The sequence below is a fragment of the unidentified bacterial endosymbiont genome (assembly GCF_918320885.1).
GTDB lineage: Bacteria > Pseudomonadota > Gammaproteobacteria > Enterobacterales.
Window position 1 is genome coordinate 1,414,043 of record NZ_OU907312.1, and the last position, 13,055, is coordinate 1,427,097.

The following is a 13,055-nucleotide window of genomic DNA, read 5'->3' on the forward strand; positions in this document are numbered from 1 at the left end:
GGTATGAATCAGCGCTGTTTTCGGGTTATCTTCAATCGACCACGCGGCCAAGCGATCGTCGTCGGCGAACTGGCGCGGACGCCAGGTCACGTGAGTAGCGCTGGCAGCGTGCCCAGACAGTCCCGGTGGCGCTGCTGTACCCTGCCTCTCGTTTTGATCGTCACCCTCGGCTGGATGCCTGGAGCGGACGCCACTATCGTCGCCGATGCCAACGCCCCAAGCGCCCAACAGCCCAACGTCGTCACCGCCCCCAATGGGGCCTCACCCCTGGTCAATATTCAAACACCCAATGCCGCCGGGATCTCACATAACACCTATAGCCGCTTTGATGTCGAGCCAGCAGGGGCCATTCTCAATAACAGCCGCCAAGCGGTGCACACCCAGTTAGCCGGCACTATCGCTGGCAACCCTCACCTCACCACTGGCCCCGCCCAGATCATTCTGAATGAAGTCAACTCCAGCAACCCCAGCCTGTTGCGGGGCTTTATCGAGGTGGCCGGGCAACGAGCCCACGTGGTCGTAGCCAATCCCTCAGGGATTTATGTCAAAGGGGGTGGCTTTATCAACACCAGTGGTGTCACCCTGACCACCGGTACCCCACAATTGCAAAATGGGCACCTCGACAGCTATCGGGTGATCGGTGGTCTCATTAAGATTGATGGTGAGGGGTTAGATGCCCGCTCCGCCGACTACACCCAAATCTTTGCCCAAGCGGTGCAACTGAATGCGGCAGTGCACGCCAAAAAACTGATGGTCACCACCGGCAATAACCTCGTTAAAGTGGATAACGAGAAAGCTACTCCAATCGCCAGTAATACTGAAGCACCTGAGTTTGCGCTTGATGTCGCTAAACTGGGTGGTATGTATGCCCATCATATTTTCATCGTGGGTACTGAAAACGGCGTTGGCATGCGTAATAGCGGCACACTGCAGGCAACTTCTGGCAACCTGAAAATTGATAACCAAGGCTGGTTAACTAACCATGGGAATCTACAGAGTTACGGTGATCTGCAAATAAAACTGAACGGTAATGACCATACTCAGAGCTTCTGTGATCCACAAGTAAGAATGGCCGGTAGTAAACGGACTGTCCGTACCACCATTGCTGCCGATGCTACTGCACCAAAAACGCAACAGCCAAGTGTATCAATGGCAGTTAATAAGGTGCCGCTGGTAGATATTCAGACACCTAATGCCGCTGGGGTCTCTTATAATATTTACAGCCGCTTTGATGTAGAACGACAAGGTGCTGTTCTAAACAACAGCCGTGATACAGTAGAGACGCGCTTAGCGGGCACCATTGCTGCTAATGCTAACCTGACTAACGGCCCCGCCCGCCTCATTCTTAATGAGATCAATTCAAGTGATCCTAGTTATCTGCGTGGTGCCCTCGAGGTAGCGGGTCAAGGTGCTCAAGTGATTATTGCCAACCCCTCAGGGATTTATGTTGAAGGGGCTGGCTTTATCAATACCAGTGGCGCCATGCTCATGACCGGTAAACCACAGTTCCGAGAGGGTCATCTGGATAGTTACTGTGTAACTGGTGGTATCGTTCATATCAGCGGGAAGGGATTAGATACACGGGGTACCGACCATACTCAGATCTCGGCACAAGCTGTGCAACTGAATACTAAATCACATGCGGAAAAGCTAACGATTACTACCGGCAACAACCTTATTAAAACAAACAATGGCCACAATACCCCGATTGCCAGCAGTAACCAGCCTTCTGCCTTTAACCTCAGTGTGCTTAGACAGGGGGGGATCTATGCCAAACAGATTTTTATCGTTGGCACCCAGGTAGGAACGGAGATTCGCAATGACGGTATTTTGCAGACCAAGAACGGTGATCTGAACATCACTAACCAAGGATGCTTAACCAGCCGTGGTGTCCTACAGAGTGGCCGTGATCTGAAAGTAAAAGTGATCGGTCGTAACCACACTTTCAGGATCACCTCGTCGGAACTCCGTGCTGCCAGCGAACTAGAATTAGATACCGAAGGCAAGCTTGATATACGTGATAGCAAGATAATTGGTCATGCTAAGGGTGAGGTCACATTGAGCAGGAGCGATTGCTGCCCGGGATTACTGGTCATCCCGCTCTTGGACCACAACAACATCAATATTAAACGGTTGCAAACCGACAGTACCTCTCTAGCAGCTCCCAGAGGGCTGAATAACTTTGGGCTGCTACAAGCAGGCCACCAGTTAACTCTGCAGGCTAACGCTATCCGCAATCATGCCGAAGGCGTTATCAACGCTACCCATACCCGGGTGCTAACGGATAAAGGCGAGAGTGGCTGGTTAAATAATCGCGGGCTGATTGATGGTCAAACCACCGAGGTACGCGCCCACAGTCTAAATAATCTCGGCAGTGGGGTCATTTACGGTGACCAACTGCTGCTAGGTGCACACACCCTGACCAATCATCGCGGACAGGTCAATGCCAATAATAAAGCGATCATCGCTGCCCGTCAGCAATTGACCATCGGTGCCCAGCATATTCTAAACCAGGAGGGAGCCCTTATCATGAGCGCCGGCCCGATGGCAGTCGGTGAACGTCTTGATGAGCAGCAACAGCTGGTAGGCCAGACTCTAGAGCTGAATAACAGTTCCGCCACCATCGATGTCCAAGGCGATGCTCACTTTAATATCACTACCCTGAATAACAGTGATATCCATTTTAAGACCCACGAGGTACAAGTGAGCCATACCCAGGGACATCGACGTGTGGAGCGCAGCCCGCATATTGACAGACCGAATGACTACACCGCCTACGATTACAATACCACAATTACTGAAACCAGAATCGCCCAGCAAGATCCCGCAAAATTATTAATTGGTGGCAACCTAAGGCTGGAGGGTCATTGTCTTAACAATGATAAAAGTCAGGTCATCATGGGAGGAAGCATGACTGGCCCTTTGAAAACCATCAACAATCTCAATGAATCAGGCACTCGAATTATTGAAGATAGTGGTACAGCGCAATGGACTTATACTCGATGGCGGGGAGGCTTTAGACAATATACTCAACGCTACTGGGATAACGCAGTACCCTACCATGCCCGCAGTCAGGAGCCTATCCAGATAACAGTAGCCCTAGAGCAGCGCAATACCCGGCCCCTTGGCAGTGGAGTAAAAATAACTGACCGCCCAGAGATTGTATTAGTCCAACCGACCGTAATCAGCGTGGCCGCTCTGAACCCTCGGGAGCAGGATAGCTCTCTCAACACCAATAACACTGAGGCGGTGCCTACCCCAAATGATTTATCCACTGCACGACCCATTGTGCTTGAGCAGCCAAGTCTGCCTGCTGATCTTGAGGCGGATTTGGCGACCATGTCCCACTAAAATCATTATTCTCAGGTTGAAATCGATGCAGATTTCACTGACCATTTCAATCAATAGAAGTTATTACAGGACTAATCACTAGTCTATAACCAGTAGCTAGGGATCTCAGGAGCATCATATGAATCAGGGCTGTTACCGGGTAATCTTCAATCAAAAACGTGGCCAAACGATGGTGGTGGGCGAACTAGCCAGAACGCCAGGCCAAGCAAGCCGTTCGAGCACTCCAACCGCCCGGTGGCTACGCTGTGCCCAGCCCCTGGTGTTTACATTCATCCTCGGTTGGAGCGCCCTCACCCAGGCAGCCATCGTGGCCGACAGCAACGCCCCAGCCGCGCAACAGCCCAGCGTCGTGACCGCCCCTAACGGGGCCCCGGTGGTCAATATTCAAACCCCCAATGCCGCAGGTGTCTCCCACAACACCTATAGCCGCTTTGATGTTGAACAACCCGGCGCAGTCCTCAATAACAGCGCCGCCGCCACCCAAACCCAGCTCGCGGGAGCGATTGCCGGCAATGCTCACTTGGCCAACGGCACCGCCCGCCTCATCCTCAACGAAGTCAACTCCAGCGATCCCACGGTGCTGAGCGGGATGATTGAAGTGGCGGGACAAGGCGCCCACGTGGTGATAGCCAACCCCTCAGGGATTTATATCAATGGGGGCGGCTTTATCAACACGACGGGAGCCACACTGACGACCGGTCAACCACAGTTTAAAAACGGGCAGCTCGACAGCTATCGGGTGACCAGCGGTACCATAAAGATTGAGGGTCAAGGCTTAAATAGTCGCGATACCGACTATACGGCGATTATGGCACGAGCGGTTGAGGTGAACAGCCACCTCCAGGCCAAAAAATTAACGATAACTACCGGTAGCAACCAGGTGCAGGCCGATAATAACCAAGCAACGCCGATAACCACGACTGAAGCTGCCCCCACGGTAGCGCTGGATGTCGCCCAGCTGGGTGGTATGTATGCCGAGCATATTTTTATCGTCGGCACGGAGGCTGGTGTTGGCATCCGCAATGCGGGGCGACTGACAGCCTCTACCGGCTCTGTGGTGGTCAATAGCGACGGCTGGTTGACACACACCGGTCTAGTGGTCGCCAGAGAGAACGTCAATCTACAGGCCCAGCAAACGCTCACCCTACAGGGAGAAATAAAATCGGGTGGCACACAAAGCTATCAGGGCAGCACCCTAGAGGGGATGGGGGTTACCTTAAAAGGCCAATCGCTCACCCTGCAAGCCACCCAGGGCGCGCTGCAGCTACCCGGGGCCACTCTGGAATCCCAGCAGACCCTAACCTTAACCACCCCAACCGTCCTGAACACGGATGCCGCCACCCTGAGAGCCGAAAAACTACAACTGAGTGCCCGGGACTTAAGCAATATTGGGGGTAACTTAGTTCAGCATGGCCCAGAAGATTTGCCATTGAAAATGACTGGGACCCTGGATAATAGCAACGGTCGGATTGCCAGTAACAGTCACCAGCTGACTCTCCAGGCACAAACGGTGAACAATCAGGGCGGCCGAATCGAGCATGCCGGGCAGGGTGATCTACAGATAGAAGCACAAACACTTTTAGGACAGCGGGGTCATTTTGGCAGTAACAGTGCCGTCGTCCTTCGCACCGCACAAGCCGAGCTGCAGCAGGCCACCACCCAGGGCACCCAAGTCACCCTCAACGGCAAGCCTTGGCAGCCCAGCCACGAGGCGCTAGCAACGCTAGGCAACCAGAGCCTGCAGCCCTACCCGACCGCTTTACGGGAACGGGTCTCCACTCTGCCGTTAGCGCTGACGTTGCCGACTAGCGGCCTGTTCTCGGTCAATACCCAGCCTGGAGTTCCCCTAGTCACCACCGATCCAAAATTTATACGGCAGCGGCAGTATGTCAGCTCTGAGCGGTTACTGAGAGCGCTCAAGGTCGACTTGAAAAACCTACCGAAGCCCTTTGGCGATGGCTTTTATGAGCAGCAGCAGCTGCGTGACGCCGTCATTCAAATGACTAGCCAGCGGTTTATCGGCGATTACCAGGATGATGATACGCAATATCGAGCGCTGATAGCCAATGCCATTAGTGCGGCTAAAACGCTGCAGCTACAGCCTGGCGTGCCGCTATCCAACACCCAGATGGCTCAACTCACCCGGGATATCGTCTGGCCGGTACAAGCCTCAGTCCAGGCACCCGATGGCAGCCAGGTGCAGGTTTTAGCACCACAGCTCTATCTAAGAGTTCCCGAAGGCACTATTGGCGCTGGGTACGGCTCACTGATATCGGCGAAGAACATCCTGCTTGATCTCAGTGGTAATTTCACCGGTAACGGGACGACGCTGGCCCGCGACACCCTATCCATCACTGCTGAAAACATCCACCATCAGGGCGGAACACTCTACGGTGGAAAGACCCACCTCAAGGCGCGCCAAGATATCAACCATCAGGGCGGCCTAGTGAGCGGCGACACGCTATTACAAGTTGAGGCGGGCAGAGACGTCACGGCGGAAACTACCACCGTCACCACCACTGGCGGCGATCCCAACGGCAGCAGTTATAGCAGCCATACCAATTTAGGCCAACGAGCAAAGCTGCTGGTCAGGCAAGCAGGCGGTGTGATGGCGGTCCAGGCGGGACGCGACGCTAACCTGGTGGCTACCCAGATATTGAACGCTGGCGAGGGCGGCCACACACAGATAAGGGCTGGCCACGATCTCAAGCTGAGCACTGCCCAGGTCGGACAACACGAGCAACTCATCTGGGATGAGAACAACCACCGGGTTGAAGGGGGCTACCGAGATGTCGGCAGCCAAATCAAAACCGTCGGCACCCTGCAGCTCCACGCGGGCAATAAACTCACCGCCACCGCTGCCCAGGTAGCCAGTGGAGTTTCCGCCCAGTCAGTCGCCGCGCTCGTTCAGGGGCCCCTTGCCCTAGAGCAGGAGGGCAGCGGTGCTGCCCCTCTCGTGTCGACCGAGCAGTCCCTGGAGGCACAACTCGCCGCCGGCACGTTACAGATGAGTGCTAAAAGCATTGAAATTCTTCCTGGTCAAGCCACTCGCTACTTGGATGAAGCGCACCAGAAAACCCATAGCGGGCTTTTTAATGATAAAACGACCACCTCACGCATCGTCCAGCAAGAGACCATCGCTTTGGGGAGCCAATTCATTGGCACACAAACGGAGATGGTTGCCACCGAAGGCGATCTGCGAATCCACGGCTCCAGCGTCCTGGGAGAGCAAGGTACTACCTTGATAGCCCAAGAGGGCAATATAAAAATCACCAGTGCTGAAAATCGCCAACGGCAAATCAGCTACCATCAGGTAGAAGAGAGTGGGCTACTCACCGGGGGAGGCGCTGCTTTGACCTTAGGCGAGCGCGAGAGCAGCCAGCAGCAAGAGCTCGAGGGCACTCAGCAGCAGAGCAGTGCGGTGGGCAGCCTGTTGGGTGATGTGCGCATCTGGGCCAAGCAGAAATTCCAGCAACTGGGCAGCCACCTGATCACCCCCCAGGGTGATATTAACGTCTCAGCGGCCACGATAGAGGTCCTAGACACCCACCACCAGCAGCAACTCACCCAGGAAAGTAGCAGCAGCACCAGCGGCTTCACCATGAGTGTCAGCAACCCGGCCGTGAGCGCTCTCCAAACCGCTCAACAGCTGCAGAGCGCTGTCGGCCAGACTAGCGACCCCCGGATGCACGCCCTAGCTGCCGCGGCCGGCGGCCTGGCCGCCAAGAACACCTATGATGCCCTGCAGTGCAATCCGCAACAACTAGGTGGAATTAACGTCACCACCACCTTCGGCAGTAGTGAAAGTCACAGTGAAAGCAGTGAGCATCACACCACCTCCCAGCGCTCGCTGGTGTCCGGCCGCAGGGTTATCATTCAAGCTAGAAGCGGAGATGCCACGATACAGGGCGACCTGCAAGCTCAGGAGCTAGCAAGGATAGCCGCCGCCGGCAATCTAAAACTACTGGCCAGTGAAAACCGCGGCCAGCAGGAGAGCAGCCAGAGCTCCAGCAGCCAGTCATTCGGTGTTGGCCGAGGCATCGTAGTGGGAATGAGTGAAGGCGAAGGCAGCAGCCAAGGGGAGAGCTGCCGGTACCAACTCGCCCAGGTACACGCTGGCCAGAAAGTCGAGTTAGAGAGTGGCGGCGATACCCTCGTGCAGGGGGTGGTGAGCGCCCCGCAAATCCAAGCGGCTATTGCCGGCAACCTCACGATTGAAAGCCTGCAAGACACCGACCACCAGGAGGGCGAACAGCAGCAGATTGGGATAAACCTAGATATCGGTCCCATGGTGAGTGGCAGCCTGAATTTCAACCAAAGTGACTACCGCAGCGATTTTAAAAGCGTCCAGCAGCAGGCAGGCCTCGAAGCGGGCGACCTGGGTTATCAACTGGATGTTAAAGGCAACTTCCACCTGGGAGCCGGCGGCCTCAAAAGCAGTGCAAAGGCAGTGACCGCCGGCCGCAATAAAGCCAGAGCCAGCACCTTAACCCAGAGCCAGCTTGACAACTATGACAAGCATAACGCCCAGAGCATCAGTGGCAGCATCGGTTTTAGCCAACATCCCCAGAAGCCAGGGCAGCCCGCCCTGCAGGATGGGGGTGTTGGCAAAAACCAGTCAGGGCAAGCCGCTCCAGGAGCCCTGCAGGTACCGGGCAGTGGGCTGCCGAGCCACCATGGCCTCTCCGCTACCATACCCATCGTCACAAACGCCCGCGGCAGCGCCAGCAGTACCACCCGCAGTGTGATTAGTGGCGCCAGGCAAGCCGTGACCATTACCAATCCCGCTGCTCAACTAGCACTCACCGGCCAAACTCCAGAGCAGGCCATCGCCGCCTTCGATGCCAGCGTCACCAGTGATAAGGACAGCAGCAACGCACTGTCCAACAGCTTCAACCTAGAAGAGATAAAAGCGGGCTTCCAGATTGTCGAGGCTCTCACCCGCGAAGTCGGCACTTTCCTAGACAATCGAGCTAAGGAGCAGACGAAAACGCAAACGGACTTAACCGAGGAGCAAGGCAAAGCGCTCGAGCAGCAAAATACCCAAAAAATAGCAGCGCTACAGGAGCGCTTACAAGAGAACCAGCTGTGGGAGATGGGCGGCAAAGGACGTATTCTGATGAGCGCCCTCTCCCTCGCCGCCGGCAGTAATATCACCGGCAGCACCGGCCAACTGTTGCAAGCGGCCACCGTGAACGTCATTCAAAGCTACGGCGCCCAGCAGATTAAGTTGCTAGCCGACAGCATGAATAGTGAAGTGGCCCGCACTGCCCTGCAGGGGCTACTGGCTGGCGCTGGCGCCGCCGCCCAAGGACAGAGCGCCACCCCAGCGGCCCTGGGGGCCAGTGCCAGCGTGGTCCTGAACAACCTCATAGACAGCGCCTATGGGGAAACCAGCAGCACTCTCAGCCTAGCGGAGCGCGAAGCCCGCAAAAACCTCGTCTCCACCCTCATCACCGGTACCACCCAGGCTATCGGCGGCGAGGCGGCACTGGCCAATGCGGCGGCCACGCTGGAGATGGAAAACAACTATCTAAGCCGGGCGCAATGCAGCCGGAGAAATCAGGAATTATCTGAAGGTGAAAATCTGCTTCATAAGGCCGCTATCCGGGCCAAGTGGGATTTAATTGACACTGGACAGGATGTTAGCTTTAGAGCAGGAGAGATAGCTGGTATCCCTGACACCCTGTATGAGGCTGTAGAGGGGATAGTCAATGCAGCATTGAGCCCTCATGAAACTTACCTATCACTCAAGTCTCTGTTTGATAGCGATAATGTACTGGGGACCGTCTCTGAAGCCGTAAAACAATCTTATATTGCCCGCCTCGATAAAATGGACGCCGAGTTCGAAAAAGCAGGCGCCAGTGGCTCCTTCAAAGCGGGATTAGAAAGTACTAAGCTAATTGCCGATATCGCCTCCTTGGCTGCCAGCGGTATTGGGGTTGCTAAGGGGGGTGTTGCCTTAACCAATTTAGGCGTTAAAGCTGCCAAACAAGGCATCCAGTCTACCAAGACTGTCCGAGGACTAGCGACAGCCGCCAAACAAGGAACGACTGCTACAGTACCTAAAATTCCCTCGAAGGTTACTGGCGTCAGTGATACACTGGCAGCAGCAAATTCGCTGAGCAAGGCAGGACACGTAGCTGCGAAACCACCTGGGATTAGCTCCAATGCTGCCTCCTCTACACAACTAGGAACTGTAAATTTAGAGGGTGCAGCAAAGGGGACAATAAATATTATTGACTCAAGTAAATTTGATTATTTATTTGGTAAATCAAGTAGTAATGCACATAATGCAGCACGTTCTAATCAATTGGCTCTGGAAATGAAAAGACTAGGCATACATAATGATCAACTTGGCCGTGCAACATTAACAAACCACTTACAATCAATAACTCAAAATACAAAAAGTATAATTAATAAATTCTCTAATATACATGGAAATTTTGAGGTTAGAGAATCGTTACTTATGGGGCCATCAGGAAAAGCAGCGATGTTGCAGACAACTTTCCAGGTTATGTCTGATGGCTCTCATCGCTTTGTAACAGCCATTTCCTTCAGTGGAGCTAAATAATGTTTATAGAGACATATCCTGATGAGTTAGAATTGCTGAATTTTTTTGAAGTAGAACCTGAGTTTAGTGACCCTATAGAAGGAAAGTATGCATATCGTGTTTCTGATAATAACAATTTAACCTTAATATTCTCATTTGCAGCTGTAGAAGGATGGATTCAGACTGTATTAGAATATAAAGGAATAATAATTCATCAATGCCTCAGTGAAGGTGTTAAGAATTTTAATATAAAAGATATAGAGAAAAAAAATATCTTTTTTCAGAAATAATAATTAATGGTATAAAAATAGAAGTTGAAATAACAATAAATCCTTTTATATTAGTTAAATGGAATACATTATTAACATAATCCTAAATTTTCAAATTAGACAACCGAGATACTACTTACGGCATCAGCAGCACCTGCTGCCGCTGCTCCTCCCACAGTAGCGGTGTATTAGAGGCTAGCATGAATAGGGTGACGGTGGATGGCAAAGTTTCATCAAGGATAGCTTCGACGATGTCTGGAGCCAGGGTGGGGGCCAGTGCCAGCGTGATACTGAACAATCTAATAGACAGCGCCTATGGGGAAACCAGCAGCACTCTCAGCCTAGCGGAGCGCGAAGCCCGCAAAAACCTCGTCTCCACCCTCATCACCGGCACCACCCACGCCCTCGGCGGCGAGGCGGCCCTGGCGAATGCGGCGGCCACGCTGGAGATGGAAAACAACTATCTAAGCCGGGCGCAATGCAGCCGGAGAAATCAGGAATTATCTGAAGGTGAAAATCTGCTTCATAAGGCCGCTATCCGGGCCAAGTGGGATTTAATTGACACTGGACAGGATGTTAGCTTTAGAGCAGGAGAGATAGCTGGTATCCCTGACACCCTGTATGAGGCTGTAGAGGGGATAGTCAATGCAGCATTGAGCCCTCATGAAACTTACCTATCACTCAAGTCTCTGTTTGATAGCGATAATGTACTGGGGACCGTCTCTGAAGCCGTAAAACAATCTTATATTGCCCGCCTCGATAAAATGGACGCCGAGTTCGAAAAAGCAGGCGCCAGTGGCTCCTTCAAAGCGGGGTTAGAAAGTACTAAGCTAATTGCCGATATCGCCTCCTTGGCTGCTAGCGGTATTGGGGTTGCTAAGGGGGGTGTTGCCTTAACCAATTTAGGCGTTAAAGCTGCCAAACAAGGCATCCAGTCTACCAAGACTGTCCGAGGACTAGCGACAAACGCTAAACAAGGAATGACTGCCACAGTACCTAAAGTTCCCTCGAAGATTGCTGGCGTCAGTGATACACTGGCAGCAGCAAATTCGCTGAGCAAAGCAGGACACGTAGCTGCGAGCCCGTCTGCTTCTAGCTTTGCAGTTTTAAAACAGCCGCCCAAATTGACCAGTATAGCACCCTCAAAAAATTCGAACATTTCTCAAGTATTGCCAAAAACAAGAGCTGAATTATATGCTGATCTTAAGTCAAAAGGATTTGTTCCTCCTGATAAAACTAGTGCAGGAGGATATGAAAGATGGGTAGGGCCTAATGGTGTTAAGATAAATATAAAACCGACAGGAGAGGTCATTAGAACCCAGAAGATTTGGGCTGCTGATAAAAGCAAGAAGTATGGAGAAAGACAAGATTATTTTGGAAACCGTTTACCAGATCAATCCCATTCAACTGGCCATTTTGTTGAGTAAAATATGTTTGGAGATAAAATGCAAGCTGATGATTTTTGTTTAGAAAGTTTTACTTTTTTGAATTCTGCAAAAGATTTTATGATAAAATTTTGTAGCACATATAACGGAAATTTTCTTGGATATATTCATTGCAGAAACGTAAGTCATTTTTTATATCAAAATAATTTTCTTGAGGATGATGATGCTTTTGGTTGTTATGTGTGTGACTTACAGTTGAGAAGAGCTGTCAAGGAAGACCCCCCAGGATGGCTGACGTCAGAAAATGATTCTCTAATAAATAATAGTGATTATTTTCTTACTTTAGAGTCTGGAGATATCTTAATGCAGATACGTTTTTCTCAAATAGAACAAAACTTTTTCAAATCACTTGATTTGTAGAAAAATATAGGAAAATTAAGGAAGTAAGGGGTGGGATGCCGCCCACCAGCTTGCCCAAGTGAACGATGGCTGTGAATCAACTGAGGCGTGTCCTGACTCTGGCTGCCGCCGGCAACATCACCGGCAGCACCGGCCAACTGCTGCAAGCGGCCACTGTTAACGTTATTCAAAGCTACGGCGCCCAGCAGATTAAGCTGCTAGCCGACAGCATGAATAGCGAAGCAGCCCGCACTGCCCTGCAGGGGCTAGTGCCAGCGCCGCCGCCCAAGGGCAAAGCGCCACCCCTGGGGGCCAGTGCCAGCGTGGTCCTGAACAACCTCATAGACAGCGCCTATGGGGAAACCAGCAGCACTCTCAGCCTAGCGGAGCGCGAAGCCCGCAAAAACCTCGTCTCCACCCTCATCACCGGCACCACCCACGCCCTCGGCGGCGAGGCCGCCCTGGCCAATGCGGCGGCAACTATTGAAGCAGAGAATAATGCCGTTTTTGCCCCGTTAATTCCTGTTGCCCTGGGGACCATGTGGGTAGCTGATAAGGCACTGACTGCTTACTACATCCACCAAGATGTTACTGCTCTACGTAGTGGTGAAAAGCTGGATTCACGCAATAAGTGCAACACGGCAGCCGGTATAAGCTTCTAGGGGAGTTAGACCCAGGAGTACTTTTCTGGGAGTCATATTAAGGCGTAATTCCATATCCCTAATCTCCTGTTTACTCAGAGCCCCCATACACATTTTTTTAGGCCAGCAGCGTCGAATAAGACCGTTTGTGTTCTCATTAGTGCCTCTCTGGTAGCTGGCATAAGGGCGTGCAAAGAATATCTGGGACCCAGTGGCTTTTGTAACCTTCTCGTGCTGAGCAAATTCTCCACCATTATCCAGGGTAATGGTATGTACAGTATCAACGCGATTTAGCATATTAATCATCATATTAGATACTGTTTCCGCTGTTTTATTGGGGACTTTTCCTATCAATGTCAGCCGGCTCTTACGCTCAACCAGCGTCACTAAACTGGCCTCTTGTCCATACACTGTATCTCCCTCCCAATCTCCTAAACGCGAACGCTGCTCAACTGAT

7 protein-coding genes and 1 pseudogene are annotated in these 13,055 nt (G+C 52.3%); 6 read left to right on the forward strand and 2 right to left on the reverse strand.

From position 1 onward, the window contains the following. The first annotated feature begins 3 nt into the window (after positions 1 to 3). From NL324_RS07200 to NL324_RS07210, 3 genes are all read left to right on the forward strand, one after another. Positions 4 to 3,351: a two-partner secretion domain-containing protein gene (locus NL324_RS07200; RefSeq protein ID WP_253306654.1), complete on the forward strand. Its 3,348-nt coding sequence runs from the start codon at positions 4 to 6 to the stop codon at positions 3,349 to 3,351. 118 nt (positions 3,352 to 3,469) lie between these two features. Continuing rightward, complete coding sequence (locus NL324_RS07205) at positions 3,470 to 9,925, forward strand: two-partner secretion domain-containing protein (protein WP_253306909.1); 6,456 nt, start codon at positions 3,470 to 3,472, stop codon at positions 9,923 to 9,925. Next, on the forward strand, positions 9,925 to 10,194 hold the full coding sequence (locus NL324_RS07210) for a hypothetical protein (protein WP_253306910.1): 270 nt from the start codon (positions 9,925 to 9,927) through the stop codon (positions 10,192 to 10,194). Before NL324_RS07205 ends, NL324_RS07210 begins: the two co-directional genes overlap by 1 nt. A gap of 115 nt (positions 10,195 to 10,309) precedes the next feature. Here NL324_RS07210 and NL324_RS07215 read toward each other — a convergent pair whose 3' ends face one another. Further along, entirely contained in the window at positions 10,310 to 10,471 is a 162-nt protein-coding gene (locus tag NL324_RS07215; protein WP_366516342.1) for a hypothetical protein, read from the reverse strand. Between the two features lie 151 nt (positions 10,472 to 10,622). Between NL324_RS07215 and NL324_RS07220 the strand changes: the two genes are divergently transcribed. The 3 genes from NL324_RS07220 (at position 10,623) to NL324_RS07230 (ending at position 12,619) form a co-directional block, all read left to right on the forward strand. After that, entirely contained in the window at positions 10,623 to 11,600 is a 978-nt protein-coding gene (locus tag NL324_RS07220) for a hypothetical protein (protein WP_253306911.1), read from the forward strand. An 18-nt stretch (positions 11,601 to 11,618) separates the two neighbouring features. Then, positions 11,619 to 11,978 (forward strand): hypothetical protein, encoded by a 360-nt coding sequence (locus NL324_RS07225; RefSeq protein WP_253306648.1) that lies wholly within the window; start codon positions 11,619 to 11,621, stop codon positions 11,976 to 11,978. 71 nt (positions 11,979 to 12,049) lie between these two features. Beyond that, positions 12,050 to 12,619, forward strand: coding sequence for a hypothetical protein (locus NL324_RS07230; RefSeq protein ID WP_253306647.1), 570 nt, complete (start codon positions 12,050 to 12,052; stop codon positions 12,617 to 12,619). On the opposite strand, the pseudogene NL324_RS07235 reads toward NL324_RS07230, so the two are convergent. Next, a pseudogene (locus NL324_RS07235) lies at positions 12,578 to 13,051 on the reverse strand (IS30 family transposase); the annotation flags it as partial. The gene NL324_RS07230 and the pseudogene NL324_RS07235 sit on opposite strands and share 42 nt — an antisense overlap. Between the last annotated feature and the right edge of the window lie 4 nt (positions 13,052 to 13,055).

Coding starts and splice junctions, on each gene's coding strand:
- NL324_RS07210 (WP_253306910.1), top strand. CDS start 9,925: ATGTTTATAGAGACATATCCTGATGAGTTAGAATTGCTGAATTTTTTT.
- NL324_RS07205 (WP_253306909.1), top strand. CDS start 3,470: ATGAATCAGGGCTGTTACCGGGTAATCTTCAATCAAAAACGTGGCCAA.
- NL324_RS07225 (WP_253306648.1), top strand. CDS start 11,619: ATGCAAGCTGATGATTTTTGTTTAGAAAGTTTTACTTTTTTGAATTCT.
- NL324_RS07200 (WP_253306654.1), top strand. CDS start 4: ATGAATCAGCGCTGTTTTCGGGTTATCTTCAATCGACCACGCGGCCAA.
- NL324_RS07220 (WP_253306911.1), top strand. CDS start 10,623: ATGGAAAACAACTATCTAAGCCGGGCGCAATGCAGCCGGAGAAATCAG.